The sequence below is a fragment of the Marinobacter shunpengi genome (assembly GCF_045449695.1).
Taxonomy (GTDB): Bacteria; Pseudomonadota; Gammaproteobacteria; order Pseudomonadales; family Oleiphilaceae; genus Marinobacter.
In genome coordinates this window covers 1-26,658 of the sequence record NZ_JBJJKZ010000018.1, presented here as the reverse complement: position 1 = coordinate 26,658, position 26,658 = coordinate 1, and the positions used below count along the sequence as shown (strand labels likewise).

Annotated in this window: 23 protein-coding genes; 14 read left to right on the top strand and 9 right to left on the bottom strand. The window is 63.8% G+C overall.

The window, feature by feature from the left end; genetic code table 11:
- Nucleotides 1-39: 39 nt before the first annotated feature.
- From ACJO2E_RS16640 to gshB, 7 genes are read right to left on the bottom strand one after another with little or no spacing between them, the layout of a single operon-like run.
- Complete coding sequence (locus ACJO2E_RS16640) at nt 40-1,308, bottom strand: dihydroorotase (protein WP_406965323.1); 1,269 nt, start codon at nt 1,306-1,308, stop codon at nt 40-42.
- On the bottom strand, nt 1,305-2,339 hold the full coding sequence (locus tag ACJO2E_RS16635) for an aspartate carbamoyltransferase catalytic subunit (protein WP_406965321.1): 1,035 nt from the start codon (nt 2,337-2,339) through the stop codon (nt 1,305-1,307). The genes ACJO2E_RS16640 and ACJO2E_RS16635 overlap by 4 nt, the downstream gene beginning before the upstream one ends.
- Nucleotides 2,336-2,845: a bifunctional pyr operon transcriptional regulator/uracil phosphoribosyltransferase PyrR gene (pyrR, locus tag ACJO2E_RS16630; protein ID WP_406965319.1), complete on the bottom strand. Its 510-nt coding sequence runs from the start codon at nt 2,843-2,845 to the stop codon at nt 2,336-2,338. The genes ACJO2E_RS16635 and pyrR overlap by 4 nt, the downstream gene beginning before the upstream one ends.
- Before the next feature lie 26 nt (nt 2,846-2,871).
- Nucleotides 2,872-3,327, bottom strand: a complete 456-nt coding sequence (gene ruvX / locus ACJO2E_RS16625) for a Holliday junction resolvase RuvX (RefSeq protein WP_406965318.1) — start codon at nt 3,325-3,327, stop codon at nt 2,872-2,874.
- Complete coding sequence (locus ACJO2E_RS16620; protein WP_406965317.1) at nt 3,320-3,886, bottom strand: YqgE/AlgH family protein; 567 nt, start codon at nt 3,884-3,886, stop codon at nt 3,320-3,322. The genes ruvX and ACJO2E_RS16620 overlap by 8 nt, the downstream gene beginning before the upstream one ends.
- Nucleotides 3,883-4,746, bottom strand: coding sequence for an energy transducer TonB (locus ACJO2E_RS16615; protein WP_406965316.1), 864 nt, complete (start codon nt 4,744-4,746; stop codon nt 3,883-3,885). Before ACJO2E_RS16615 ends, ACJO2E_RS16620 begins: the two co-directional genes overlap by 4 nt.
- Nucleotides 4,747-4,797: 51 nt before the next feature.
- Nucleotides 4,798-5,748: a glutathione synthase gene (gshB, locus tag ACJO2E_RS16610; protein WP_406965315.1), complete on the bottom strand. Its 951-nt coding sequence runs from the start codon at nt 5,746-5,748 to the stop codon at nt 4,798-4,800.
- A 358-nt stretch (nt 5,749-6,106) separates the two neighbouring features.
- Here gshB and pilG point away from each other — a divergent pair, with 358 nt between their 5' ends.
- The 12 genes from pilG to ACJO2E_RS16550 all read left to right on the top strand — a co-directional run bounded on the left by pilG (nt 6,107) and on the right by ACJO2E_RS16550 (nt 23,593).
- The gene (gene pilG, locus ACJO2E_RS16605; RefSeq protein ID WP_091852009.1) at nt 6,107-6,499 is read left to right on the top strand and encodes a twitching motility response regulator PilG; all 393 of its coding nucleotides are present in this window, start codon (nt 6,107-6,109) and stop codon (nt 6,497-6,499) included.
- A 33-nt stretch (nt 6,500-6,532) separates the two neighbouring features.
- Entirely contained in the window at nt 6,533-6,895 is a 363-nt protein-coding gene (gene pilH / locus ACJO2E_RS16600; protein WP_406965313.1) for a twitching motility response regulator PilH, read from the top strand.
- A 19-nt stretch (nt 6,896-6,914) separates the two neighbouring features.
- Nucleotides 6,915-7,460, top strand: coding sequence for a chemotaxis protein CheW (locus ACJO2E_RS16595; RefSeq protein WP_406965311.1), 546 nt, complete (start codon nt 6,915-6,917; stop codon nt 7,458-7,460).
- A gap of 82 nt (nt 7,461-7,542) precedes the next feature.
- On the top strand, nt 7,543-9,621 hold the full coding sequence (locus tag ACJO2E_RS16590) for a methyl-accepting chemotaxis protein (RefSeq protein WP_406965310.1): 2,079 nt from the start codon (nt 7,543-7,545) through the stop codon (nt 9,619-9,621).
- Nucleotides 9,622-9,649: 28 nt separating this feature from the next.
- Nucleotides 9,650-10,549 (top strand): CheR family methyltransferase, encoded by a 900-nt coding sequence (locus ACJO2E_RS16585; protein WP_406965308.1) that lies wholly within the window; start codon nt 9,650-9,652, stop codon nt 10,547-10,549.
- Nucleotides 10,550-10,560: 11 nt separating this feature from the next.
- Nucleotides 10,561-18,270, top strand: coding sequence for an Hpt domain-containing protein (locus ACJO2E_RS16580; RefSeq protein WP_406965306.1), 7,710 nt, complete (start codon nt 10,561-10,563; stop codon nt 18,268-18,270).
- A complete protein-coding gene (locus tag ACJO2E_RS16575) occupies nt 18,270-19,322 on the top strand; it encodes a chemotaxis protein CheB (RefSeq protein ID WP_406965304.1) in 1,053 nt (350 codons plus the stop codon). Before ACJO2E_RS16580 ends, ACJO2E_RS16575 begins: the two co-directional genes overlap by 1 nt.
- Before the next feature lie 12 nt (nt 19,323-19,334).
- Complete coding sequence (locus tag ACJO2E_RS16570; RefSeq protein ID WP_406965303.1) at nt 19,335-19,808, top strand: chemotaxis protein CheW; 474 nt, start codon at nt 19,335-19,337, stop codon at nt 19,806-19,808.
- A gap of 124 nt (nt 19,809-19,932) precedes the next feature.
- Nucleotides 19,933-20,427, top strand: a complete 495-nt coding sequence (locus ACJO2E_RS16565) for a Fur family transcriptional regulator (protein WP_406965301.1) — start codon at nt 19,933-19,935, stop codon at nt 20,425-20,427.
- Nucleotides 20,424-21,209, top strand: coding sequence for a zinc ABC transporter ATP-binding protein ZnuC (gene znuC / locus ACJO2E_RS16560; protein WP_406965300.1), 786 nt, complete (start codon nt 20,424-20,426; stop codon nt 21,207-21,209). Before ACJO2E_RS16565 ends, znuC begins: the two co-directional genes overlap by 4 nt.
- The gene (gene znuB / locus ACJO2E_RS16555) at nt 21,196-22,008 is read left to right on the top strand and encodes a zinc ABC transporter permease subunit ZnuB (protein WP_406965299.1); all 813 of its coding nucleotides are present in this window, start codon (nt 21,196-21,198) and stop codon (nt 22,006-22,008) included. Before znuC ends, znuB begins: the two co-directional genes overlap by 14 nt.
- A gap of 136 nt (nt 22,009-22,144) precedes the next feature.
- Nucleotides 22,145-23,593 (top strand): CHASE domain-containing protein, encoded by a 1,449-nt coding sequence (locus tag ACJO2E_RS16550; protein ID WP_406965298.1) that lies wholly within the window; start codon nt 22,145-22,147, stop codon nt 23,591-23,593.
- Between the two features lie 3 nt (nt 23,594-23,596).
- Here ACJO2E_RS16550 and ACJO2E_RS16545 read toward each other — a convergent pair whose 3' ends face one another.
- Complete coding sequence (locus ACJO2E_RS16545) at nt 23,597-24,682, bottom strand: patatin-like phospholipase domain-containing protein (RefSeq protein WP_406965297.1); 1,086 nt, start codon at nt 24,680-24,682, stop codon at nt 23,597-23,599.
- A gap of 228 nt (nt 24,683-24,910) precedes the next feature.
- Here ACJO2E_RS16545 and folE point away from each other — a divergent pair, with 228 nt between their 5' ends.
- Nucleotides 24,911-25,480: a GTP cyclohydrolase I FolE gene (gene folE, locus ACJO2E_RS16540; protein WP_406965296.1), complete on the top strand. Its 570-nt coding sequence runs from the start codon at nt 24,911-24,913 to the stop codon at nt 25,478-25,480.
- Between the two features lie 4 nt (nt 25,481-25,484).
- Nucleotides 25,485-26,210: an SDR family NAD(P)-dependent oxidoreductase gene (locus ACJO2E_RS16535; protein ID WP_406965295.1), complete on the top strand. Its 726-nt coding sequence runs from the start codon at nt 25,485-25,487 to the stop codon at nt 26,208-26,210.
- On the opposite strand, the gene ACJO2E_RS16530 is transcribed toward ACJO2E_RS16535, so the two are convergent.
- A complete protein-coding gene (locus ACJO2E_RS16530; RefSeq protein WP_406965294.1) occupies nt 26,097-26,618 on the bottom strand; it encodes a 2-amino-4-hydroxy-6-hydroxymethyldihydropteridine diphosphokinase in 522 nt (173 codons plus the stop codon). The two genes, ACJO2E_RS16535 and ACJO2E_RS16530, sit on opposite strands and share 114 nt — an antisense overlap.
- Nucleotides 26,619-26,658: the final 40 nt, after the last annotated feature.

The window sequence follows — 26,658 nt, the reverse complement described above, 5'->3', positions numbered from 1 at the left end:
GCTTTTTTTATACCTGCGGGCCCAAGGCCTCACGCAACGTTATCCCAGCCTGTAGGCCACCTGCCCTTCACATACGGTCCAGTGCGCAACACCTGTCAGGGCCTGCCCCGATACCGGCGCATGCAGTCCACGGGACAGAATACTGTCCGGAGTCGCCTGCCACTGACCAACGAGATCCCATAGGCTGAAACTGGCTTCGCCGCCCTGTTCCAATCCGCCGGTAACGCCAATGACACTGGCGGGACCATCAGTGAGGGCTCGCACCAGGGCCGCCAACGACAACTCTTTCCGCTCCACCAGCGATAGCCCCATGGAAAACACGCTCTCCACGGTGGACAGTCCCGGCTCGCTCACCCCGAGGGGCGCCTGCTTGGCGGCCGAATCGTGGGGCTGGTGCTGGCTGACGATGGCGTCGATGACGCCGTCTTCCACGCCCTGCAGCAGGGCCTTGCGGTCAGCCTCTGTGCGCAGGGGCGGCACCACATGGTAGCGGCTGTCAAAGCCGGACAGGGCCTCTTCGGTAAACAGCAACTGGTGCATGGCCACATCGGCGGTGACCGCCACGCCACGATTCCTGGCGTCGGCCACCATGTCCACACTGCGGGCACAGGACAGTTGGCCCAGGTGCAGACGCACGCCGGTTTCCTCCGCCAGCAGCAGCATTTCCATCACGGCGGCGGTTTCCGCCACTTCCGGCACACCCAGCAAGCCGAGGCGGGCCGCCACCTTGCCGTCGTGGGCGTAGCCGTCTGCGGCCAGGGCCTGATTAACCGGCTGAAGCATCAGGGTCAGGTCGAAGGTGCGGGCATAGGCCATGCAACGGCGCAGGATGCGGGCATTGGCCATGGCCTGGCTGCCATTGCTGAAGGCCACGCAGCCGGCATTGCTGAGCCCCACCATATCGCTGAGCAGTTCGCCGGCCAGGCCCCGGGTGGCAGCGCCCACAGGCAACACGCGGATGGCCGCTTTGGTCCGGGCCACATCGCGGATCAGGTTGGTGACCGCGCCGGAGTCGTTCACCGGCGAGGTATCCGGGGACGCACACACGTTGGTGAAACCGCCCCGGGCGGCAGCCCGGGTTTCGGAGGCGATATTGCCTTTCTGGCCGTTACCCGGCTCCCGAAGATTGCAGCACAGGTCCACAAAGCCGGGCAACAGGGTCAGATCGCTGGCGTCGATTACCGTGTCGGCAGATTCAGCCAGGGGGCCAGAGCCCATGGACTGTATCACCCCATCCCGCACCAGCAGATTAACGGTGGCATCCTCACCCGGCAGCCGGGCGTTGTCGATACGCAGGCTGGCGCTCATTGCTCACCTCCCTGCTGACGGGCCCTGGCAGTTCGATCCGCCACCTGGCCACTCATGGCCATGGACATGACCGCCATGCGGATAGCAATCCCGTTGGTCACCTGGTTGAGGATCACCGACTGGGGCCCGTCCGCCACCGCGGATTCAATTTCCACGCCCCGGTTGATGGGACCCGGATGCATCACGATGCAGTCGGGTTTGGCCAGCGCCAGCTTTTCAGTATCCAGGCCGTAGAGGCGGTAGAATTCCCGCTCGCTGGGCAGTAATGCGCCTTCCATCCGCTCTTTCTGCAATCGCAGCATGATCACCACATCCAGGTCGTCCATACCACGACGCATATCGTATTCCACGGTACAACCCAGGCTGTCCACGTCCGCCGGCAGCAGTGTACCCGGCGCAATCAGGCGCACCTCTTGGGCGCCCAGGGTCTGCAGGGCTCGGATCTGGGAGCGGGCCACCCGGGAATGCAGGATATCCCCCACGATGGCGACTTTCAGACCCTCAAAGCGCTGCTTGTGCTGGCGGATGGTGAGCATGTCCAGCATGGCCTGGGTGGGGTGGGCATGGCGGCCATCGCCGGCATTGATGATAGCCACGCCAGGGGTCACCGATTCGGCGATAAAGTGGGGCGCCCCGCTCTGGGAGTGACGCACCACGAACATGTCGCTGGCCATGGCCTCCAGGTTGAGCAGGGTATCCGACAGGGATTCCCCCTTGGAGGTGGCGGAGGTATTGATGTCCAGGTTGAGCACGTCCGCCGACAGGCGCTTGGCGGCCAGCTCGAAGGTACTGCGGGTGCGGGTGCTGGACTCGAAGAACAGGTTGACCACGGTACGACCCCGCAGCAGGGGCACCTTCTTGATAGTGCGCTCCCCCACCTCGATAAACGAATCCGCGGTGTCGAGGATATCGGTGAGCATGGCCTGGTCGAGGCCATCCAGGGTAATGAAGTGCCGCAACTGGCCCTCGTCGGTCAATTGCAGTTTCCGGGACGCCTGGTCATGGGCACTGAGCGGGGCCGCCACGGTCATGCCTTTACCTCCCGCACTTCAATCTTCAGGGGGGCCGGGCCCACCAGCTTGACTCTCTGAGTCGATGGCAGCTCAAGGCGGTGAGCCACCACATCCGGCTGGATGGGCAGGTCGCGCCCACCCAGGTCAATCAGCGCCACCAGGGTAATGGAACTGGGCCGCCCGTAATCGAACAGCTCGTTCATGGCGGCGCGAATGGTACGGCCACTCATCACCACATCATCCACCAGCACCAGGTCCCGGTCCTCGGTTTCGAATGGCAAGTGGGAAGGGGTGACCCGGGGGTTGAGGCCAATTCGACTGAAATCGTCCCGGTAGAAGGAAATGTCCAGCTCGCCGAAAGGCTCATCCAGCCCCAGGCGCCGGTGCAGTTCCCGGGCAATCCAGACGCCGCCGGTACGGATGCCTACCAGCAGGGGGTCGGCAATGCCCCTGTCACTCAGGGTGTCCCTCAACGACTGCTCCAGGCTGTCGAGCAGTGCCGGAACCTCGGGTATGTCGGTCATGGTGGCGTCAGCCTCCGCTACATCAGTTATTCAGGTCGGGTGCGCTGGTGGTTGAACCAGCTCTCCAGGATCAGCACCGCCGCCAGGTCGTCCACGCCATGGCGACCGAAATCGCTGCTGCCGCCCTCTGCCAGCACCGCTTCCTTGGCCTCGAAGCTGCTCAGGCGTTCATCCATCATCTCCACCGGTACATGGAAGCGGCCATGGATGCGTTTGCCGAACTTCCGCGCACGGGCACACATGTCGCTTTCGGTGCCATCCATGTTCAGGGGCAGGCCAACCACCACCAGGTCCGGGTGCCATTCCCCGATCAGGGATTCAATCCGGTCCCAGTCAGGGATGCCGTCACGGGCGGGTATCATGGTGACCGGACGGGCCGAGCCCAGCAGTTCCTGACCGCAGGCAACACCGATGCGACGCAGGCCGAAATCAAAGGCCAGCACCTGGCGCTGGCGCGCGGTGCCGGAATCTGCCTCAGGCATGGCCCACCGACTGGTCGAGCTGGCCCGGCTCAATACCCATCCGGGCCAGTACGGACCGGTAGCGGTCCTGCCAGGGGGTGTCGAAGAGGATGGCCTCACTGGCCGGACAGGTGAGCCAGGCGTTGCCGGCGAGCTCGTCCTCCAACTGGCCGGCGCTCCAGCCGGAGTAGCCCAGGGCCACCAGGTAGCGCTCGGGGCCCACGTCGTTGCCAATGGCCTGGAGGATATCCCGGGAGGTGGTCACCTGGAGGCCATCGCTCATGGTGACCGTGCTCTGCCATTCCCGACCCTGTGGGTGCAGCACGAAGCCCCGCTCCTGCTGGACCGGGCCGCCGGCGTAGACCGGCTCTTCCAGGTGGCCGCCATCCATGTCCAGTTGCTCCAGGATTTCTCCCAGGGACACGTCCAGCGGCTGATTGATCAGCAGGCCAAAGGTGCCATCGGCATCGTGATCGCAGATATAGACAATCCCGCCATGAAAGTTGGGGTCGCCAAGCCAGGGCGACGCCACCAGGAACTGCCCCTTCAGGTTCTGGGTCGGCTGCGTGTCTCCGCTCATCCTGATGTCAGCCCCCGGCGCTGGAAGGACCAGGTGCGTATGATTTCAAGCTCATCGGTTTTCTCCCGCATTTCATCCGGGAACGGCGCAAACGGCGCCGCCAGGCGAATAATGCGAATGGCGGCGTCGTCCAGTACCGAGCTGCCGGAAGATTCAAGAATGCTCACTTCCTTGACCGTACCATCCTTACGCAAGGATACCAGCAAACGCAGGTCGCCGTAGATACCCTGGGTACGCGCTTCCGGGGGGTAGTTGCTGTTGCCTACCCGGGTGATCTTGTCCACCCAGTTGCGCACGTACCAGGCATTGGACGATTGCAGGGTGGATGCGGCGGTCACCCGGGTGACCCGGGGCCGGCGGGCGTAGGCCTGCTGCTGGGCATCCAGCCGCGCCTCCAGGCTGGCGATCTCCAGGCTGCGCTCCATCAGGCTTTTCTTTTCGGCCACCGGCAGATCTTCCTCCGGCGGCTCCTCCACCTCCTCACGGGCTTCGGCGGTTTCGGACCGGGCCTGTGCCTGCACCACTTCACGCTCTTCCCGGGGCTGATGCTCGGTCACCGTCGGCGGCACTGGCTGCACCTGCTCCACTTCACGGGCGTTGACCTCCGCCATTTCGGTGGTGGTCTGCTCCAGCTTCTCTTCCGCGTCGCCGCTGCCCTGCTGGTTGCTGGCGGCCAGGAAGTCGGCCTCGTCCGGCGCCTTCTGGTCCTCGAACCGGGACAGGGTGATTTCCATGGTGGAGGCGCTTGTGGCGGGCTCCTCGGGAGCAAAGGTCACCCCCAACAGCACCACCGCATGCACCGCGAGCGCCATGAACAATGTAAACATCAGGCGATCATTCGCCGTGACCTGTGCTGCCATTCCTGCCACTTCCAGGGGGTTTCCTATTCAGGTGTCGTCACAAACAACCCATTATCCCAGACGACGCTCGATGGCATCCATGAGCTGGCCCGCAATATCGATACCGAACGCCCGGTCCAGTTCCCGAACGCAGGTGGGGCTGGTGACGTTGATCTCCGTGAGGTAGTCGCCGATGACATCAATACCCACAAAGATCAGGTTTTTCTCCTTCAGCACCGGCGCCACCCGCGCACAGATCTCCCGGTCACGGGCGGTGAGCTCCCGGCCCTCACCGCGCCCGCCGGCGGCCAGGTTGCCACGATTCTCGCCCACGGAGGGGATGCGGGCCAGGGCGTAGGGTACCGGCTCACCGTCGATCAGCAGGATGCGCTTGTCGCCGCCCTCGGTAATCTCGGGAATGTACTTCTGGGCCATGCACTGGTGCTGACCGTCATTGGTCAGGGTTTCGATGATAACACCCAGGTTGAAGTCGTTCTCACGGATGCGGAAGATCGACTTGCCGCCCATGCCGTCCACGGGCTTCATGATGACGTCACCGTGTTCGTGGTAGAACCCCCGCAGGCGATCGGCGGACCGGGTTACGATCAGCGGTGGCGTGCAGTCCTCGAACTGGGTCGCGAACAGCTTCTCGTTGCAGTCCCGCAACGCCTGAGTCGGGTTGACCACCAGACAACCCTGGCGCTCCGCCGCTTCCAGGATGTAGGTAGCCATGAGGAATTCCCGGTCCACCGGCGGATCCTTGCGCATGAGAATGACGTCCAGGTCGCCCAGGGCCACATCCGCCTCACGGCCGAAGGTGTACCAGTCCTCCGGGTCCATGCGCACGTCCAGCTCCCGGACACTGGCCCGGGCCTGGCCGCCCTTCATATAGAGGTCGGGCAGCTCCATGTACTCGATCTGCCAGCCCCGCTGCCGTGCGGCCCACAACATGGCCAGAGAAGTGTCTTTCTTGAAATGGATATCCTGGATCGGATCCATCACCACGCCGATTCTCAGAGTCATCGAATATCCCCGGTCAATTGATGAAAAACAGGAACCCGTCTACAGAGCATACTTGTTAAACAGTGCTATGCTGAGCAGGAGCCCAAGAATAAGCCGCTGGCACAGTCAGGGCCTATTCGGAAGTTCCGTGAATGGTATTGCACCCGGCCCAGGAATGCACCTGCCATTGCCTGGCGCCGGAAAACCGTCACTGCCGGCGGCCCAAACTGTGCGCGTGTACAATACGTCACAAACAAAAACTTTGTTGCAGGTCACGAATAACCTATAAATAGAGCGGCTTGATAGCACACCTTCACTTTGTGTGTTAAAAAGCGAATCTCTGAATACCGACACCCGCAGAGCGCAAGGCAGTTGCACAATGGACGACAACTTCGAGAACCTGAAAATCATGGTGATCGACGATAGCAAGACTATCCGTCGCACCGCAGAGACGCTGCTCAAAAAAGTTGGCTGCGAAGTAATCACCGCGACCGATGGCTTTGATGCGCTCGCCAAGATAGCCGATTCCCATCCCGACATCATTTTCGTGGACATCATGATGCCGCGGCTGGATGGTTATCAGACCTGCGCCCTGATCAAGAATAATTCTGCCTTCCGCAAGACGCCCGTTATCATGCTGTCGAGCAAGGACGGGCTGTTTGATAAAGCCAAAGGGCGCATTGTCGGGTCGGACCAGTACCTGACCAAACCCTTCAGCAAGGACGAGCTGCTTAACACAATTCGCCAGTATGTTCCCCAGGCGGAACAGTGAGTCCATGCTGTAAAGAGAACCATTGAGGATAACATGGCCCGTATTCTGATCGTTGACGACTCCCCCACCGAAATCAAGAAGATCTCCACCATCCTGGAGAAGCACAAGCATGAAGTTCTGACGGCCGACAACGGCGCCGACGGCGTCGCCATGGCCCGGGCCGAGAACCCGGACCTGGTCCTGATGGATGTCGTCATGCCCGGACTGAACGGCTTCCAGGCCACCCGACAACTGACCCGTGCTCCTGAGACCGCTTCCATCCCGGTGGTCATCGTGACCACCAAGGACCAGGAAACCGACCGCGTCTGGGGTACACGCCAGGGCGCCAAGGGGTATCTGGTCAAGCCGGTCAACGAAAGTGACCTGATCAGCACTATCGAGAGCCTCGTTTCCTGATCCGTCCCATGGAGTAAGCATGTCTGCCCAGGCCGCACCCTTTGCCGTATTGACGGATATTGCCCGGCGAAGCCGGTCCCTGGCGGCCGGCCTGCCGGAACAGCAGCAAGCCGTTACCCTCTGGAATGGTATCGGCTTCATGCTGGCCGGCCAGCGCTACGTCGCCCCCATGGGCGAGGTCGTGGAAATCCTTCACGTCCCCCGCTACACCCATGTACCGGGGGTCCGTCCGTTTATGCTGGGTGTGGCCAATGTCCGTGGCCGCCTGCTTCCCCTGATCGACCTGGCCCATTTTTTCGGTCTGCCACGGGGCGCCCGCAGCAACCGGGACCGCCGCATTCTGGTGGTGGAGCAGGACGATATTTTCACCGGCCTGGTAGTCGATGACGTGGCGGGCATGCAGTATTTCGCCGAGGACAGCTTTCAGGCCCATCCTGGCGAGGTTCACGAGGCGGTCCAGCCGTTCGTCCAGGGCGGTTACGTCCGTGACGATGAAACGTGGAACGTGTTCTCAACTTTTGCGCTAATCGATGATGAGCGCTTTCTGGATGTGTCACAGTGGTAATGTTTACGGCCGTGCCGGCATCGCTGGCCGACTTACCCTCTGAAACCTAATTGCCAATAAGAGAAGAGGCCGGGAGCCAAAGATGAAAAACAAAGCCGGAAGATTCAGCATGGGACAGGGCGCCAACAAGCTTGTTGCCGGCCTGATCGCAACGCTGATCGTACTGACCGTGCTGCTCGTTGTGGTGCTGTTCATTGTGAACCAGGACAGCCAGAACGATCAGGAATACATCGCCTACTCCGGTGAACTGCGGGTACTGTCCCAGGAGATCACCAGTAACGCCACCGAGGCCGCGGACGGCAACGCGGAAGCATTCGCCCGGCTCCAGGGCAGCCGCAACGAGTTCTCCGAGCTGTGGGGTTACATCCTGGAAGGTAATCCGGAAACCGGCCTCCCGGCCAGTAACCTGGCCGCCAAGAGCGAAGTCCAGCCTTACTGGGATACCGTTCGCGACAACGCCGACCGTATCGTGAACACCAAGGACGACGTACTCGCCCTGCACGAAGTGGCAAACCGGCTCAACAGCACCATTCCCAACCTGCAGCGGGACTATCGTGACATCGTCACGGTACTGCTGGACAATGGCGCCCCGGCCCAGCAGGTGGCCCTGGCCCAGCGCCAGTCACTGCTGGCGGAACGTATTGCCCGGGCGGTAAACAGCGTACTGTCCGGTGACGAGGACGCGGTCGTGGCCGCCGACCGTTTTGGTCGTGACGCTACCGAATTCGGTCGTATCCTTCAGGGTCAGCTCGAGGGCAACCCGGCCCAGAACATCTCCCGCATCGATATTGAGGAAGCCCGTTACGGCCTGGAAGCCATCCAGGAACAGTTCCAGTTCGTGTCCCAGAACATCGACGCCATCCTGGACGCCTCCCCCTACCTCAAGCGGGTCCGTGAAGCCTCCAACGAGATCTTCCAGAACTCCCAGCTGCTGCTGCAGGAAATCTCCACCCTGGCGAACAACTTTGCCAACCAGGCAGGCGCCCGGATTATCAGCCCGCTGCTGGCCTACCTGATCCTGGCCCTGATGGTGGCCACCGTTGTTGCCATCGGTGTGGTTCTCTACCGTGCTGCCCAGGAGCGCCTGGCCACTACCCAGGCCCAGAACGAGCAGAACCAGAACGCGATCCTGCGACTGCTGGACGAACTGGCCGACCTGGCCGATGGTGACCTGACCACCGAGGCCACGGTAACCGAAGACTTCACCGGCGCCATCGCCGACTCCATCAACTACGCCATCGACCAGATGCGCGGCCTGGTACAGGCCATCCGGGGCACGGCGGTACGGGTTGCATCCGCCGCCCAGGAATCCCAGTCCACGGCCATGCAACTGGCCGACGCCTCCGAGCACCAGGCCCAGGAAATCGCCGGCGCCTCCGCGGCGGTGAACGAGATGGCGGTGTCCATCGACCAGGTATCCTCCAACGCCGCCGAATCCACCGCGGTTGCGGAGCGCTCGGTTGCCATCGCCAAGAAAGGCGCCGAGGTGGTACAGAACACCATCCGCGGCATGGATAACATCCGTGAGCAGATCCAGGAAACCTCCAAACGGATCAAGCGTCTGGGTGAGTCTTCCCAGGAAATCGGCGACATCGTATCGCTGATCAACGACATCGCCGACCAGACCAACATCCTGTCCCTGAACGCTGCCATCCAGGCCTCCATGGCCGGTGACGCAGGCCGGGGCTTCGCGGTGGTTGCCGACGAGGTTCAGCGCCTGGCGGAACGTTCCTCCGCGGCAACCAAGCAGATCGAGGCACTGGTCAAAACGATCCAGTCGGATACCAACGAAGCGGTTATCTCCATGGAACACACCACCGCCGAGGTGGTCCGTGGTGCACGCCTGGCGCAGGACGCCGGTGTTGCCCTGGAGGAAATCGAGAACGTATCCATGAGTCTGGCGGAACTGATCCAGAACATCTCCAACGCCGCACGCCAGCAGGCGTCCTCGGCGGCCCACATCTCCAACACCATGAACGTCATCCAGGAAATCACCTCCCAGACGTCCTCCGGTACCAATGCCACCGCGCAGTCTATCGGTAACCTGGCCGAGATGGCTTCCGAACTGCGGTCTTCCGTTGCCGGCTTCACCCTGCCGGAGGAAGAGTCCGCCGATACCATGGACAGCGAGGAAGACAGCAACGTACCGGTGGTCAGCTGACCACCCTGGCCAGGGGCGATGAGTGTTTATGTCAGAAACACCCCGCAACCTGTCACCCGGCTCCGAACACTGGGCACTGCGCCCGCTTCCGGATATGGACGAGGCGCAGTTTCACCAGTGGAAGACATTGCTGGAGCACCGGACCGGCATGGCCCTGGCGCCTGAACGCAAGTCCTTCCTGGAAACCAACATCGGTATCCGCATGCGCGAGATCGGATGCGGCAGTTTCCAGGCGTATTACGAAAAGATCGTGGCAGGACCGGAAGCGGTGGTGGAATGGGCCACTCTGGTGGACCGCCTCACCGTCCAGGAAACCCGTTTCTTCCGGGATCCGGATGCCTTCCGGCTGGTGTCCGACTACGTCATGACCCGGCCACGGGAGCAGCTTCGCAAGCGCCCGCTGGAGGCCTGGAGCGTAGGCTGCTCAACCGGCGAGGAGGCCTACACCCTGGCTATCCTGCTGAACGAGAGTATGGAGCAGCTTGGGCTGCCGCCGCTGTACGGAATCACCGGTTCTGACATCAGCAAGCCGGCTCTGGAGAAGGCGCAGAAGGGGTTGTTCAACCCCCGTCGCCTAAACGGCATGGATGACAGTCTCCGGCAGCGGTACTTCCGGGCAGGTGCCCGTAACAGTGCAGAAATTACAGAGGGAATTCGCGAACGTGTCTGTTTCACCCGGCTCAATGTGCTCGATCTGAAACAGGCCCCCATGCAGGGGATGAATATTATCTTCTGCCAGAATCTGCTGATCTATTTCCGCCGCTGGCGCCGGCGGGAAATCGTCAGCCGGCTGGCAGAGCATCTGGCTCCCGGCGGCCTGTTGGTGCTGGGCCAGGGTGAGATCACCGGCTGGCAACCTCCCGGAATGCAGCGGGTTCCCTCGGAACATGTACTGGCGTGGATACGCCGCCAGTCAGACGACGAATAACCGGAGTGGTTATGGGCAACAACCATGACAGCATCGCCCTGGACTGGGTTCGCGGCGAAATAGAACAAACCCTCAAACAGGGCCAGCAGGCGCTGGAAGCTTACGTTGAGAACCGTGACGATACAGCGCGCCTGCGTTTCTGTCTGAACTACCTGCACCAGGTCAACGGCACCCTCCAGATGGTCGAACTGCAGGGTGCCGCCCTGCTCACCGAGGAAATGGAGAAGCTCACCCAGAGCATTCTCAAGGAACAGGTGGACAGCCCGGACCAGGCCGTCGACATCCTGATGGAAGCCATTCTGCGTCTCCCCCGTTACCTGGAGGGACTGCGCTCCAGTGCCGACGACCTGCCGCTGACTCTGCTGCCGCTACTGAATGACCTGCGGGCGGCCCGGGGAGAAGGCCTGCTGTCCGACCTGTCGCTGTTCCGCCCGGACATGAGCCAGGCCCTGTTCGAGGCCTCACCGCGAGTGGCGCGCCTGCTGCAGGATCCGAAGATCCTCGATAATGTGGGCAAACTGGGCAAGATGTTTCACCGTGCGGTGGAAAGCACAGCGCCGGGCGCCGACAACACTGTCCACTATGAAAACCAGCAGAAGGTGATCCAGCGGCTGGTCAAGCTTTGCACCGGCACCCCGCGCGAAGAACTCTGGCGCTCCGCCGGCGGTTTTATCGAAACCCTGCAGCAGGACATCAACGAGCTGGCCCCGGCCACACGCGCCCTGCTGCAGGAGCTGGACCACGAGATCGATCGCCTGACCCGGGAGCCCAAGGACATCCTGCGCCAGCCGGTGCCGGAAACCCTGTTCCGCAACCTCCTCTATTACGTGGCGCAGGCCAGGGAAGCCACCTCTTCCTATATCACCGACCTGCGCGAACGCTACCGCCTGGACCAGGCGCTGCCGGGGGATGTGACGGAAAATACCGGCAGCGGTCCCGGTCGTGAGGCCATCCAGTCGGTTGTGCTGGCCCTGAACGAGGAAGTGGCGCGACTGAAGGACCAACTGGACCTGTTTGTACGGGACCAGAACCGGCAGAACCAGGACCTGGAAGAACTGCTCCCGGGCCTGCGCCAGGTGGCCAATACCCTGGCGGTGATCGGCCTGGGTAACCCCCGCCGGATCATCGGCGAGCAGTTGGACACCGTTGAGCGCCTGCTGGAGCAGAGTGAGACCGCCGATGACGGCACCCTGCTGGATATCGCCGGCGCCCTGCTGTATGTGGAAGCCACCCTGTCCGGCCTGGACCAGGACAGCCAGATGTCTCCACGGAGCGATACCGGAGACGACGAGCAAGCCGGCCAGGCCGGCCCCGGCTCCCGGGAGCTGGGGGATGCCCACACCGCCCTGCTGCGGGAATCCCGCAACGCGCTTGAACAGGTCAAAAGTGCGGTGGTCAACTTCATTGCCTCCCAGTGGGATCCCCGGGAAATCGAGCATGTTCCGGAGATGCTGGCCAGCATCGAAGGTGGCCTGAAGGTCATCCCCCTGACGCGTCCGGCGGATATCCTCGCCGCCGCCCGTCACTATATCCAGCAGGTACTGCTGGAGCGCAAACGGATTCCTGACTGGAAGCAGCTTGATACGCTGGCAGACACTGTGACCAGTGTCGAGTATTACATGGAGCGGCTGGCGGACGGCATTTCCGACAACGAGTCGGTGCTGCGGGTGGCGGAAGAAAGCCTGCGCAGCCTCGGCTTCCCACCCGGGGAGACTCCCACCTGGGTCGAAGACGAGCCTGTAACCGCCGAGCCCGAGACCATCGTTGACCAGGACGTCCCCCTGGAAGCACCAGAACAGAGTGCCAAGCGTTCCGACCTGGACCTGGTGGACGACGAGATCCTGGAGATCTTCGTCGAGGAAGCCGACGAGGTCATGGACACCATCCGCAACTGGTATCCCAGGTGGCGCCAGCAGCAGGACGATCGTGAGGCACTCACCGAAGTCCGCCGTGCCTACCATACCCTCAAGGGCAGTGGTCGCCTGGTGGGTGCCACCAGCATCGGTGAACTGGCCTGGTCCATCGAGAATCTGCTGAACCGGGTGCTGGACCAGACCCTCCGCCCCACCGAGGACCTGTTCCAGCTCGTGGATGAGGTCAACAACCGCCTTCCGGGGCTGATCGATGAATTTCGCACCGGTCACGCCACCGGGGATGTGGACGCCCTGATCGGCCGGGCCGAGGCCATGGCCGACACCCGCAAGACCGGTCACGACGACGCAGCCGGGGACACCGCTGCAGCCGCCGGGAGTTCGGAACCGGCACTGACGGAATCCACCACCACCGCACAGGAAACGCCCGCCGAAGCGCCCCGAGCGCCGGAACGGATCGAGGACGAAGACGATCTGATCGATGACGAGATCATCGAGATCTTCGTGGAGGAAGCCGGTGAGGTACTGGACACCATCAACGAGTACCTGCCCACCCTGCTCCGCCAGTACGACGATCGCAGTGCCATGGCCGAGGTCCGGCGGGCTTTCCACACCCTCAAAGGCAGCGGTCGTATGGTCGGCGCCAGTGTCGTGGGCGAACTGGCCTGGTCTGTGGAGAACATGCTGAACCGGGTCATCGATGGCTCCGTGTTCATGAACGACGACATCGCCACCCTGCTGCGGGACGTGACCGACCAGATCCCCGCACTGGTTGCCGATTTCGAGCACCGTCGCCCGGCCTCGCTGGACACCGCACCGCTGGAGGCCCGCGCCAACGCCCTGGCCAATGGTGAGATTCCCGACAGCCGTGAAATGCCGTCCGCCGAGGTGGATCAGGAGACGGCCACCACTCCGGCACCGGCCGACACCGGGGCAGATGCCCCTGAACAGGACACTGCCGGGGAAGCAATGGCCTCCCTGGGAGAGGATCAGGGCGACGATCTGGTCGACCCGATCCTGGTGGAAATTTTCGAGAGCGAGGCACGTACCCACCTCAGCGCCCTTGAGGCATTCCTCGACGACGCCGGTGATCGCACCAGCGTGGCATACACCGACGGGGTATCCCGTGCCCTGCATACACTCAAGGGCAGCGCCAATACCGCTGCCATCGAACCCATTGCCCGGGTGGTCACTCCCCTGGAACAGTTCGTCAAGCAGGCCCGGGCCGAGAACCGCCGGGCCGATGCCGACGTCATCGAGTTGATCCGCCAGTGCTGCAACTTCCTCAAGGCGGGCCTGGACCAGCTCCACAGCACACCCCAGGAGCCGCTGCACGGCACCGAGGCCTACCTGGAGCAACTCGCGTCGGTCTCCGCCCGCACCCTCGGGCGCAGCGGCCAGGATGACCCGCAGGCAACCGGGGCGCAGGACACCCAGCTGATCACACTGTTCCTCAGCGACGGGCTGGATGTGCTTCTGGATGCCGACCGTATCGTCAGGGAATGGGCCGACACCCCATCGCAAACCGACAATATGGACCGGCTCTCCCATGAGCTTGAGCAGCTAACCAAGGGCGCCCGGGAGGTTGGCCTGGTGGATGTGGCTGAGCTCACCGACGCGCTGGCCGGTGTCTATCACAACGCCCTGTCCCATCCCGAGGGCCCTGACGAATGGTTCATGGAAACCGTGCAATCGGCCCACGAACACCTGATTGACCTGATGGACCAGGTGGCAGCCGGCCTGGCAACCAAACCGGACCATACCCTGCAGACTGAACTGCAGTTGCTGGCGGACTCCCTGTCCACGCCGGACGAGTCTGCGGAAGAAGTGGACTACGGCAGTTTTGACCTGCCCACCGCCGACGTGGAAGAGGATACGGCCACCAGCGGTGATGACCGGGCTTCCGAGGATGTGGACGAGGAGCTGGCCGCTATCTTCCTGGAGGAAGCCGAAGACCTGATTGCCAGCACCGCCGACGCCCTGGAATCCTGGCAATCCCGCCCGGACAACAATGAACTGCTGCGCCTGCTGCAGCGGGACCTGCATACCCTGAAGGGGGGCGCCCGCCTCGCCGACATCCATGCCATCGGCAACCTGGCCCATGACCTGGAGAGCCTGTTCGAAGGCTTGGCCGAACACCGCCTAGGCGTGACCGACGAGCTGTCGGACCTGCTGTTCCGCTGCCACGACCGGCTGGCGGGCATGGTGGACTCACTGGCCAATGGCGAGCCGCCCCGACCGGCACCGGATCTGGAAAGCGATATCCGGCACTACATGGATACCGCCAGCGGCAGCCGCCCGGTCACCGACGTGCACGACGACATGGGCACACCGCCGGAGGAAACATCCGACGCTGCGGAGACACCGACCGACGACACCGGGGAAACCGCCGACGGGGACACGGTTGAGGACAGTGAAGCCGCCAATCTCGAGGAAACCGCCGCCGGGGAGGACGACGAAGACCTGTCCGAACTGGATGTCAGCGACCTGGAAAACGAACTGGAACAGCTCCACGAGGATATCGGTGAGGTTCAGGACCAGGCCCCGTCCGATGATGCCGAGGCGGACGAACCGGCGGAGACCTTCGACCTGTCTCACCTGGACCCGGACCTGGTGGCCATCTTCCTTGAGGAAGCCTACGACCTGGTCAACTCCACCGGCAGTGCCCTGCACAGCTGGAGCGAGAACCCCTCCGACACCAGCCTGGCCGGTGAGCTTCAGCGGGATGTGCATACCCTCAAGGGCAGCGCCCGCATGGCCGGGGTCAACCCCATTGCCGATCTGACCCATGTGCTGGAGGACCTGTTCGAGCGGGTTGCCGACGGTCGTATCAGCCCCAGCAAGGACATGCTGGACCTGCTGTTCGCCTGCCATGACCGGCTCGCCAACATGGTGGACGAGGTCGCCACCTCCCGTCCCTGCGCCCCGGCCAAACAGCTGGTGAGCCGGGTGCGCGCCATCATCGACGGCAAGGTCCCCCCCGCCGCCGAAGCGCCTACCACCAGCGTGACGGCAGAGTCTGAGGACGCAACCACATCGGAGAACGCTGAAACCACCGGTGACAACGCCGACCTGGAACTGAGCGCCGACGAGATCACCGGCATGTTCCTGGAGGAAGGGCTGGATATTGCCGAGTCCATCGAGGAAGCCCTGGTGCAGTGGCGCGAGGACCCGGAACAGCTCACCGGCATCACCCAGCTCCAGCAGGAACTGCATACCCTTAAGGGCGGTGCCCGGCTTGCGGATATCGACGCCGTGGCCGACCTGGCGGAAGCCTGGTCCGATGCCCTGGGACCACTACTGGAAGGGTCCGGCAACCAGCCCCTGGTGCTGTCCCTGAGCGAACGGGCCAACGAAGGCCTGCGCACCATGCTGGGCGAGCTGGAGGAAGGCAACCGGCCGCAACCGGACAATGGCCTGCTGCGCCTGCTGAAAGAAGCGGCCAGCCACCTGGACGACGCCGACACCGGCCAACCGGACGCCCCCGAGACCAAGGCCGACGCCGAAGAGGAGCCGGATACCGAGGTACTGGAAATCTTCCTGGAAGAAGCCCAGGAAATCCTCGACCAGCTTGAACAGCTGCTGGCGGACTGGCGCCAGGAGCCGGACAGCCATCACTTCAGCCAGGAAGCCCAGCGGGCCCTGCACACCCTCAAGGGTGGCGCGCGCCTGTCAAAGCAACTGGAACTGGGGGATCTGTCCCACGATTTCGAAACCCTGCTGACGGACCTGGGTGAACAGGCGCCGTCCCAGGACGACTGGAAGAGGATCACCAAACACCATGACGGCCTGATTGCCGCCGTGGGCGAGGTTCGCAAGTCCTTCGACGACTACCTGGCCAGCCACGACACCGGCGGGGCGGACACCAGACCGACGGACAAGGACACCCGCAAAGCCGACGACACCGGGAAGGCACCCGCCAAATCCGATGCCGGCACCAAGCCGCCGCAACCGGCCCGCAAGGCCATCGAGCAGCGCCGTAAAGACAGCGCCCGGGCGGCCCAGGAAACCATCCGTGTATCGGCGCCGCTGCTGGACGACCTGGTCAACCTGGCCGGTGAAACCAGTATTACCCGTGGCCGCCTGGAGCAGCAGAACAGCGACTTCGGCCACACCCTGGACGAAATGGCCGCCACCATCGACCGTCTGCGCGAGCAGCTTCGCCGGATGGACATCGAGACCGAGGCCCAGATCCTGTTCCGGGCCGAGCAGGAGCATGGTCCGGACTACGGCGAGGACTTCGACCCACTGGAAATGGACCGCTACTCCTCCATCCAGCAGCTGTCCCGGGCCCTGAGCGAGTCCTCTTCAGACCTTGCCGACCTGCGGGAGACCATGTCCGACCGGGTGCGCGACACCGACACCCTGCTGGTGCAGCAGTCACGGATCAACACCGAGCTGCAGGAAGGTCTGATGAAGACCCGGATGATCCCGTTCGCCTCCATGGTGCCGAGGCTGCGCCGGATCGTCCGCCAGATCAGTGGTGAACTGGAGAAGAAGGTGGAGTTCGACGTCCGCAATGCGGAAGGCGAACTGGACCGGAACATCCTCGAGCGCATGATCGCGCCCCTGGAACACATGCTGCGTAACGCCCTGGACCACGGTATCGAGACACCGTCCGACCGGGCCAGGGCCGGCAAACCGGAAACCGGGCAGGTGACCCTGAACCTGACCCGGGAAGGCGGTGAAGTGGTGCTGCGGATGAGCGACGACGGCGCCGGCATCCCCAGCGGCGTGATTCGCCGCAAGGCCATCGAACGGGGTCTGCTGGGCGAGCAGGAGGACCTGAGCGAGCGGGAGATCCTGCAGTTCATCCTGCAGCCCGGCTTCTCCACCGCCCAGGCCGTGACCCAGATCTCCGGCCGTGGCGTGGGCATGGACGTGGTGGCCAGCGAAATCAAGCAACTCGGTGGCAGCCTGGATATCGACTCCACCCTCGGTGAGGGCACCACCTTTACCGTGCGCCTGCCCTTCACGGTATCGGTCAACCGGGCGCTGATGGTGTCCACCGGCGAAGACTTCTACGCCATTCCGCTGAACACCATCGAGGGCATCGTGCGGGTCAGCACCTGGGAACTGGAAGAGTACTACCAGCCCGAGGCGCCGCTGTACGAATACGCCGGTCAGGAATACCGCCTGCAATACCTGGGCGGTCTTCTGCACAGCGACCACCGCCCCAAACTGCAGGGTCAGGCCCTGCCGCTGCCGGTGATCCTGGTACGCGGTTCCGAGCAGCCCATGGCCCTGCAGGTGGACAGCCTGCTGGGTAGCCGGGAGATCGTGGTGAAATCCCTTGGGCCACAGTTCAGTTCCGTACGGGGCGTATCCGGTGCCACCATCCTGGGTGACGGTAACGTGGTGGTGATCCTCGACCTGCCGGCGATGATCCGCTCCGACATCCTGTCCGAGCGCCAGCGCCTGGCAGAACAGGCAGCCCAGCAACAACAGTACCGGGAAGACCGCCCCACCCTGGTCATGGTGGTGGACGACTCGGTCACGGTACGGAAGGTGACCTCCCGTCTGCTGGAGCGGAACGGTATGGAAGTGGTCACGGCGAAGGACGGTCTGGACGCGGTGGCCCAGCTCCAGGACCATCGACCGGACATCATCCTTCTGGACATCGAGATGCCGCGGATGGATGGTTTCGAGGTCGCCAGCTTTGTGCGCCACGACGATGACCTGCGGGAAGTGCCCATCTGCATGATCACGTCCCGTACCGGTGCCAAGCACCGGGAGCGGGCCCTGGGTCTGGGCGTCAACGAATACCTGGGCAAGCCATTCCAGGAGACCGAGCTGCTTGAAACCATTGAACGTCTGACCGGCGAGGAGACCGGAGGCGGGGACGCCTGATGTCCACCGGGGGCGGGCGACCGGCGGTCGCAATTGTCTCTGACGACGTCTTGCAGCGCCATCGCCTACAGGAGGCTACAGGTCGTTTCGGGCTACGCCCGGGGTTCTCGGGGGCCCCGGAGCGTATCCTGGGCTATGAGGTGCTGCCAGATGTGGACCTGTGGCTGGTGACGCTGGAAGATGAGGCCGACCACCCCGCCCTGTTCGATCATCTGCTGGACCATACCGAGGCGTCGATCCTGTTCGGTATCGACCCGGCACCCAAGCCCGGAACCCGGGACTTCGTGCGCTGGGAACGGCGCCTGCTGAAAAAACTGGAAAAACAGCTGGGCCCCCTGGAGGAGACGGAATCCGAGGAGGCCCTGGAAGAGCTGGGGGAAAAACCGCCGGAACTGCCGGCAGCGGTGGAACTGCCGCCCTGGATCACCCCGGCGGCCCCCGGTCAGGCGGCGGAGGACATCTGGATACTGGGCGCGTCCCTGGGGGGACCGGCGGCGGTCAAGAGTTTCCTGGACCACCTGCCCCCGGGGCTTCCGGTGGGCTTTGTCTACGCCCAGCATATTGACGGCAATTTTACCGAGGTGCTGACCCGGGTACTGGGCCGTCATGCCCATTACCGCCTGCAGCGGGCGGAGGAAGGCATGCGCCCGGCCTGCGGCCAGGTCACCGTGATACCGGTGGAGCGGGAGTGGGGGCTCACCCCCGAAGGCACACTGACAGAGAAGGACACTGCCTGGCCCGGGCCCTACGGTCCGTCCATCGACCAGGTGCTGTTGAATTTTGGCGACCATTTCGGCGCCCGCTGCCATGCCATACTGTTCTCCGGCATGGGCAACGACGGTGCCGTGGCCGCCCCCATGCTGAGGGCCTTTGGCAGCAACATCTGGGTGCAGACCAGCGAAACCTGCGCCAACAGTGCCATGCCCGAGGCGGTTGCCGCCACCGGCTGCACCAGCCTGGCCGGTTCGCCGGAGGAACTGGCCAAGGCCCTGGTGCGTACCCTGGCGGACGCGGCCCTGCTGAAACAGACATCGTCGCAGGATGTAACCTGAGGACAGAGAACCATGAGCGATACCACCACAACAACGCTACCCTGTGTACTGATCCCCATGAACCACCGGCAGTTGCTGCTGCCCAACGTTTCCATAGCGGAAGTGGTGGACCACGATGCCAACCTCGCCAGCGGCGAGGGCCCGGACTGGCTCGCCGGCTACCTGGAATGGCGCGGCCAGAAACTGCCGGTGATTTCCTACGAGGGGGCCAACGAGCAGGAAGCCATCATTCCCGGTGCCGGTCGCGGCCGTATCGTGGTGCTCAACACCATTGGTCCCAACCATGACAAGCTGCCCTTCCTGGCCATTGTGACCCAGGGTATTCCCAGCCAGACACGCCTGGAGCCGGAACAGGTCCAGGGGCGCGAGGCAGCCGACCAGGGACCGGCCGACCTGATGCAGGTGGAACTGGAAGGGGACACGGTCTGGATTCCCAACCTGGAGTACCTGGAGAGCCTGGGCATCGAGGCCCTCGGGAAGGCCTGAGGAATCCCGGTCGGATAACGCCCGGCGGATTCCCCACGGCATCTCTCTCCGGCCTGGCAGGTCCGTACTTGGTTATCGGCGCTTAAATGTTATACTGTTACATTATTTGCCGGAAACCAGAGTCATGTCCGCCAACGCACTGCCCTATCGCCCCCACAATCATGACGCCTGCGTGCGTGATGCTCTGGCCGAGGCCCGGACCATCTGCGACGCCCGCAATGCCCGCCTGACCCCTATCCGTCAGCGGGTGCTGGAACTGATCTGGGAGTCCCACAGGCCCCTGGGAGCCTATGACCTGCTCGGAGTACTGGCCCAGGAGGGCCATAACGCGGCGCCCCCGACCGTCTACCGGGCACTGGACTTCCTGCAGCAGCACGGCCTGGTGCACCGTATTGCCTCCCTCAACGCCTTTATCGGCTGCAACCATGCGCGGGAACATCATACCGGCATGTTCCTGATCTGCCGGCAGTGCCGCAACGTCCACGAACTGACGTCGGACGCGGTCTCCGGCGCGGTGGCGGACACTGCCGCCGAGCAGGGCTTCGCCCCCACCGAGACCACCATCGAGGTGGCGGGGCTGTGCCCCCGCTGCCAGTCCGGACAGACGGGCACCCCATGACCGGGACCGACGATGCTCCCCTGGTCCGTCTGGACCGGGTATCGGTGACGTTGAACGACACCCCGGTGGTGGACCGGGTCAGCCTGGAAGTCCGCAGGAACGACATCGTCACCATTATCGGCCCCAACGGCGCGGGCAAGACCACACTGATCAAGGCAATACTGGGTATCCAGCCGGTGACCGACGGCCACGTCCACAAGGCCCGGGGCCTGCTCACCGGCTATGTGCCCCAGCACCTCCAGCTGCAACCCACCCTGCCCCTGAGCGTGCGCCGTTTCCTGGCCCTGACCGGTGCCTCCGAAAGCGACTGCCAGGCTGCCCTGGCCCGCACCGGCATCCGGCACCTGTTCCGTCAATCCGTGCACCACCTGTCCGGCGGCGAGATGCAGCGCCTGCTGCTGGCCCGGGCGCTGGTGCGCAAACCGGACCTGCTGGTGCTGGACGAGCCCGCCCAGGGGGTCGACATCAACGGCCAGGCGGCACTCTACGAACTGATCCGTGAGGTGCGGGACGAACTGGCCTGTGGCGTAATCATGATCTCCCACGACCTGCACCTGGTAATGGCGGCCACCGACCGGGTCATCTGTCTGAACCAGCACGTCTGCTGCAGTGGCTACCCCGCCGATATCTCCCACGACCCGGCGTTCGTGGAGACCTTCGGTCGCCCGGTGGCGGAAAGTCTGGCGGTCTACCACCACCATCACAACCATAGCCATGACCTCCACGGCGACGTGGTGGATCACCAACACTCCGAGCACTGCGACCACCATGTCCCTTCTTGACCCGGTCCTCGACGACTTCTTCTGGCGTGCCCTTCTGGGCGGCCTGGGCATCGCCCTGGTGGCCGGCCCCCTGGGCTGCTTCGTGGTCTGGCGACGCATGGCCTACTTCGGCGATACCCTGGCCCATTCGGCACTGCTCGGGGTGGCCCTGGGGTTCCTGTTCCAGACCAGCATCAACCTGAGCGTGGCCGTCACCTGCGTCATCCTGGCGCTGGTCCTGGTGTCCCTGTCCCGCAGCCGGGCACTGGCCACCGACACCCTGCTGGGCATCCTGGCCCACAGTTCCCTGGCCATCGGCCTGGTGGCCCTGAGTTTCATGCCGGACGTGCGGGTGGACCTCACCGGTTACCTGTTCGGCGACCTGCTCGCCATGTCCCGGCAGGATCTGGCCTGGATTTTCGGTGGTGCGGTGGTGGTGCTGGCGTTGTTGCGCTGGCTCTGGCAGGGCCTGCTGATGGCCACCATCCACGAGGAACTGGCGCGGGTGGAAGGCTTCCCGGTGGAACGCCTGCAACTGGTCCTGATGCTGATTTTCTCGCTGGTGATTGCGGTGGCCATGAAGATGGTGGGCGTGCTGCTGATTACCGCCCTGCTGATCATTCCCGCCGCCACCGCCAGACGACTGGCCAGCAGCCCGGAAAAGATGGTACTGATGGCCATTGGTTTCGGCATGATCGCGGTAGCCAGCGGTCTGGGCCTGTCCTGGAACCTGGACACACCCGCCGGCCCCTCCATCGTGGTGGCGGCGTTCGTGGTTTTCCTGCTCATCTATACCGTTATCCGGCGAGCCAGAGCCTAGTGTACGGCCCGGGTCGTTCGTTTACCTCAAGCACGGCCACCCCTGGATTTGGCAGGCCCTGACTGCTGGGCTAGAGTGAAAACTGATTGCAGGGCCCGGCACTCCGCACCGGGATCATGGTGAACAGGAAACCAACATGGACCCCGAACAGGCGTCAGGAAGACACGTCTATCGCTGGTGGCTGATACCCGTACTGGTACTGGTAGGCGGCATCGCGCTGACCGCTATCATTGCCCCGCGCACGCTTGTGCCGGTGCGGGCACTGATCACGGAGGTCACCGAAGCGCGCCATGACCGGCTCCACGACATCCTTGCGCAACGACTCGCCGATTCCCTCGATTCCGCCCGAGACCTGACGGCACGTCACCCCCAGGCCTTCAGTACGCAGGCCAACGCCTTCCTCGACACCTACCCGGAAATCCGCGGACTGGAACTGCTGACCCGGGTCAGCCACTCCCAGCGCCCCATGGTAGAACGACAGCTGAGCGAACAGAGCGGACAGTTCATCCGCTTTGCCAACTGGATCGGCTCGTTCGACAGTCAGGTCGCCGAACCCGCCGACCACTACCTGATTATCCGCCAGGCGCTCCCGGCGGAGGATATCGGCGCGGCAAGCCTGGGCCTGGAGGCCACCTCCGTGCCTCATTGGCGTGACGCCATCCTGAAAGCACGGGAGGACAACCGGGTTACCGCCACCACGGTGACCCGTGTGCACCGCAACGGTGACGAGCAACGGGCCATGCGGCTGTTCGTACCCTTGGGGCAGCAGGGTGAAGGCGCCGCCGACACGGGCCGGCTTATCGCGCTGGTGATCGATCCCCAGCAGTGGCTGGAACAACTGCTGGTGGGTGCTCACGACCCACGCTGGCAGCTGGAAATCCACGATATCAGCCAGTATGCCAGGCGCCCCCTGGCGTCACTACAATCATCGGGGATCCCCGCCGGTGCCGAGGCAACAACCCGCTCGACACTGACTGTCGGAAGCCGTCAGTGGATGCTGAGCACCAGTCCATCCCGCGCCTGGATGGACAACCTCGAACACCAGGCACTCTGGCCGGCGTGGATAACCGGGCTGGCCGTGACCCTGCTGGCCACGGCACTGACTGCCTGGGCAATCTGGCTGATGCTGCGAACCAACCGGCTGCTCGCCCACAGAACCCGCCGGGCCCGCCACCTGGGCCAGCAACTGGACAATACACGGCTGGAGAAGAACATTCTGCACCACTCCCTGCAGGAGAGCGACCGCCGGACGCGGGACCTGATCGAACTGGGCGCGGGGATTTTCGCGGAACTGGATGAAGGGCGGCACGTGGGCTACATCTCACCACAGGCAGCCACGCTGCTGGACATTCCGTCCACCGAATTGTTGGGCAAGGCCCTGGATATCCTGTTCCCGGAAGACTGCCAGATGGACCTGACCATGGCCTTCGACGCCGCCCGCCGGGACCAGTCCCTCCAGCGGCTGGACACCAGGGTCACCACCCGCAACGGCAACCCGCTTCCGGTGGCCCTCAGGATCAAGGCGCTGAAGGACCCCCTCAGCGGCTGCTCCGGCTACCGGGTGTCATTGATGCCGAGGCAGTGACCATCACGACAGCGGACGGAGAACGTCCTGAATCCGCCCCGTCTCCACCAGCTCCATGAACTCCTCACCCAGTCTCTCACTGCGGGCAATCGCCGTACGCCAGGTCCGTTCGCGGCCGGCATCGTCGCCGGCGAAACGTTCGAAGTCCTTCCGGTCCGGCAGTTTCCGATCCGGCAGCGACGCCAGGTAATCGCGGGACGGGGCGACCAGCAACACGTCCTGCAACCGGGTGGCATCCCCCCGACGCCAGGGCAGGCTCTTGTCGAACCAGCCGGGCACCACCCTGTCGGTGAAATGGGGGTACAGCACGATGCCGGGTTGCTGGTATGGCAGGTCCAGATGGTAGTCGAGCAGGCCGCCATCCCGGTAGACCCCTTCCGGTGCCCCGGGGATGTTGCGGATGCCGGACATCACCAGTGGAATGGACGCCGAGGCCAGCAGCGCCGGGATCAGGTTTTCCCGGCTCAGGGGCACATGGTGGCTGGGGAAATCCACCAGCTTGGCCAGCGGCGCGGGCAGTCGCTGGTCGTGGATAATACCTCGCTCGAAGAAACGGCCCAGATGCCGACGGCTGACCATATTGGCGCTGATGGCCCGCATCAGGCCCAGGGCCAGTCGCCCGCGGGCATCGTCCTCCAGTCCCCGGCCACTGCGGACCACGACGATGTTAAGCCGGTACCAGGGATGTTCGAGGATGGTCTGTTCGCGACCGCCCAGCAGTTCCTCCAGGAACAGCGTGCTCTTGCGAGTCACCTCCGCCGGACTCACGCCCCTGGAGAACCGCTGGCAGGTGTAGAGTTCCGCCAGCTTGGCCAGTTGCGACGCCGGGTCGTCCGAGGACGCCACGGCGGCGAAGCGCCAGCTCCCGATGGACGAGCCAATCAGGGCGCGTTCCTGGGGCGCCCGCAGCAGCCAGTCACCGAAGATGGCCCGGTCAAGCCCAGACAGGCCAAGGGCCTTTGGTCCCCCGGCTGCACCGGGGATCACATGGACGTCCTCCGGTTTCAGCCCCTGCTCCCGGATCCGTTCCATGGCCCGGCGCCCGGCCTTGATGGTCAGTGCCGGCTGGCGGGTGTGAATGGCTGGCATGACGGAACCTCCCTGGAACATTCGTGCGACGGCCGGCGCCGCTTGCCGGCCTGCGGATTGAGCGCGAGTTTAACGAACTCCGCCAGCCACTGCCAGAACCGGGCCGGCGCAACCTTGCCGTCCTTTCATGCCCACTGGTCCTTTCGCCCGGTGGCTGCGTAAATGGTACTGTTCACATGAAACTTCACTTACAATGGCGGGTTTACCCGCACCGCAACGGAAACAGTCATGACAGACCAACTCGACTCCCTATCCGCCCATTACCGGGGCATTATCGAAGGCCTGGGCGAGGACCCGGACCGCGAGGGCCTGATGGACACGCCCAAACGTGCCGCCAAGGCCATGCAGTTCCTGACCCGGGGCTATGGCCAGACCCTGGACGAGCTGGTCAATGGCGCGGTGTTCGAATCCGCCATGGATGAAATGGTGCTGGTCAAGGACATCGAACTCTACAGCCTGTGCGAACACCACCTGCTGCCCTTTATCGGCAAGTGCCATATTGCCTATATTCCGGACGGCAAGGTACTCGGCCTGTCCAAGTTCGCCCGCATCGTGGACATGTACGCCCGGCGACTGCAGATCCAGGAGAACCTGACCCGGGAGATCGCCGAAGCCGTGGAACGGGTGACCAACGCCGCTGGCGTCGCTGTGGTGATCGAGGCCCGTCATATGTGCATGATGATGCGTGGTGTCGAGAAACAGAACTCGGTGATGAAGACCTCCATGATGCTGGGAGGCTTCCGCAAGTCCCAGGCCACCCGCACCGAGTTTCTGCAGCTGATCACCGCCGGGGGCTGACGCCATGACCGCTCCCGTTGCCGTCGTCACCGGTGCCGGCCGCCGCCTCGGGTTCCACACCTGTCAGGCACTACTGGAGCGGGGCTACCAGGTGTTCGCCCTCTACCGCAGCACCACCGATGAGGTGGAGAAACTGGCGCGACTGGGCGCCCACACCCTGTCCGCGGACCTGGCAGACCCCGCCAGTGTCGAACAGGCCCTGGACGACATCCGTAACCGCACGTCACAGGTGCACCTGCTGGTGAACAACGCCTCCGAGTTCACCCCGGACAGCCGGAACCACGGGGAACTGGCCCGACAGGCGGCACGATTGTTCCAGATCAACAGCACCGCGCCCATGATGCTGATGGCCGGACTGGCAGACTGCCTGCGGGCAGGCTGTACCTCTCCCGGCACGCCAACGCTGGTGGTGAACATCACCGACATCTTTGTGGAAAAACCCAATCCGAAGTTTGCCGCCTACTGTGCCAGCAAGGCGGCCCTGAGCAACCTGACCCTGAGCTATGCCCGACTGCTGGCGCCGGATGTGCGGGTCAATGCAATCATGCCGGGGCCGATCCGGTTCCTGCCGAACCATACGGAAGCGGAGCAGGCCAGCGTGCTGTCGGAAACCCTGCTAGCCCGGGAGGGCGGTTTTGACAGCGTGGTACAGCAGATTATCGCCCTGCTGGACAACTATTTCGTCACCGGCGCCCTGATTCCAATCGACGGTGGCCGGCGCCTCGCCTAGTGGCCAACCGTCAAGTAGCAGGGGCTCACCGCGAACGGCTTCACCTGCCAGCAACCGCCGGTAATAGTCCTCGGTAATGGCCTGCCCCGAAAACCCGGGGCGGTTCCGGCTTTCCAGGATATCCACGTCAATGGGCCGGTCCCGAACGCTACTGTCGGGGTCAGAGCGGTCACGACCGAGGGCTTCCTCCAGTTCATTGAGGTGCTGCTTCACCCGATCCGGTGGCAGATCACTATGGAACACCGCCAGGGCATTGAGGAAGCTGTTGTCCGACGCCATGCCCTGGGGGGCGGTGCGGACAACCGGGGATAGGGACACCGGGCCGAACAGGCGCGCCAGTTGCGCCACAGCCAGGGGCAGGTTATGTTCCGGGGCGATGTTGCTGCCCAGTCCGCACAGGTACCACATACCGGTTGCTCACGTTATGACAGTATAGTCTGCCGTGTGG

What these genes read in the sequence shown, in the direction of transcription:
- ACJO2E_RS16580 (WP_406965306.1), top strand. Translation starts at nt 10,561, where the DNA reads ATGGGCAACAACCATGACAGCATCGCCCTGGACTGGGTTCGCGGCGAA.
- ACJO2E_RS16565 (WP_406965301.1), top strand. Translation starts at nt 19,933, where the DNA reads ATGTCCGCCAACGCACTGCCCTATCGCCCCCACAATCATGACGCCTGC.
- folE (WP_406965296.1), top strand. Translation starts at nt 24,911, where the DNA reads ATGACAGACCAACTCGACTCCCTATCCGCCCATTACCGGGGCATTATC.
- znuC (WP_406965300.1), top strand. Translation starts at nt 20,424, where the DNA reads ATGACCGGGACCGACGATGCTCCCCTGGTCCGTCTGGACCGGGTATCG.
- ACJO2E_RS16550 (WP_406965298.1), top strand. Translation starts at nt 22,145, where the DNA reads ATGGACCCCGAACAGGCGTCAGGAAGACACGTCTATCGCTGGTGGCTG.
- gshB (WP_406965315.1), bottom strand. Translation starts at nt 5,748, where the DNA reads ATGACTCTGAGAATCGGCGTGGTGATGGATCCGATCCAGGATATCCAT.
- ACJO2E_RS16595 (WP_406965311.1), top strand. Translation starts at nt 6,915, where the DNA reads ATGTCTGCCCAGGCCGCACCCTTTGCCGTATTGACGGATATTGCCCGG.
- ACJO2E_RS16635 (WP_406965321.1), bottom strand. Translation starts at nt 2,339, where the DNA reads ATGACCGTGGCGGCCCCGCTCAGTGCCCATGACCAGGCGTCCCGGAAA.
- ACJO2E_RS16535 (WP_406965295.1), top strand. Translation starts at nt 25,485, where the DNA reads ATGACCGCTCCCGTTGCCGTCGTCACCGGTGCCGGCCGCCGCCTCGGG.
- ACJO2E_RS16585 (WP_406965308.1), top strand. Translation starts at nt 9,650, where the DNA reads ATGTCAGAAACACCCCGCAACCTGTCACCCGGCTCCGAACACTGGGCA.
- pyrR (WP_406965319.1), bottom strand. Translation starts at nt 2,845, where the DNA reads ATGACCGACATACCCGAGGTTCCGGCACTGCTCGACAGCCTGGAGCAG.
- ACJO2E_RS16620 (WP_406965317.1), bottom strand. Translation starts at nt 3,886, where the DNA reads ATGAGCGGAGACACGCAGCCGACCCAGAACCTGAAGGGGCAGTTCCTG.
- ACJO2E_RS16545 (WP_406965297.1), bottom strand. Translation starts at nt 24,682, where the DNA reads ATGCCAGCCATTCACACCCGCCAGCCGGCACTGACCATCAAGGCCGGG.
- ACJO2E_RS16575 (WP_406965304.1), top strand. Translation starts at nt 18,270, where the DNA reads ATGTCCACCGGGGGCGGGCGACCGGCGGTCGCAATTGTCTCTGACGAC.
- ACJO2E_RS16570 (WP_406965303.1), top strand. Translation starts at nt 19,335, where the DNA reads ATGAGCGATACCACCACAACAACGCTACCCTGTGTACTGATCCCCATG.
- ACJO2E_RS16640 (WP_406965323.1), bottom strand. Translation starts at nt 1,308, where the DNA reads ATGAGCGCCAGCCTGCGTATCGACAACGCCCGGCTGCCGGGTGAGGAT.
- ACJO2E_RS16590 (WP_406965310.1), top strand. Translation starts at nt 7,543, where the DNA reads ATGAAAAACAAAGCCGGAAGATTCAGCATGGGACAGGGCGCCAACAAG.
- ACJO2E_RS16530 (WP_406965294.1), bottom strand. Translation starts at nt 26,618, where the DNA reads ATGTGGTACCTGTGCGGACTGGGCAGCAACATCGCCCCGGAACATAAC.
- znuB (WP_406965299.1), top strand. Translation starts at nt 21,196, where the DNA reads ATGTCCCTTCTTGACCCGGTCCTCGACGACTTCTTCTGGCGTGCCCTT.
- ruvX (WP_406965318.1), bottom strand. Translation starts at nt 3,327, where the DNA reads ATGCCTGAGGCAGATTCCGGCACCGCGCGCCAGCGCCAGGTGCTGGCC.
- pilG (WP_091852009.1), top strand. Translation starts at nt 6,107, where the DNA reads ATGGACGACAACTTCGAGAACCTGAAAATCATGGTGATCGACGATAGC.
- pilH (WP_406965313.1), top strand. Translation starts at nt 6,533, where the DNA reads ATGGCCCGTATTCTGATCGTTGACGACTCCCCCACCGAAATCAAGAAG.
- ACJO2E_RS16615 (WP_406965316.1), bottom strand. Translation starts at nt 4,746, where the DNA reads ATGGCAGCACAGGTCACGGCGAATGATCGCCTGATGTTTACATTGTTC.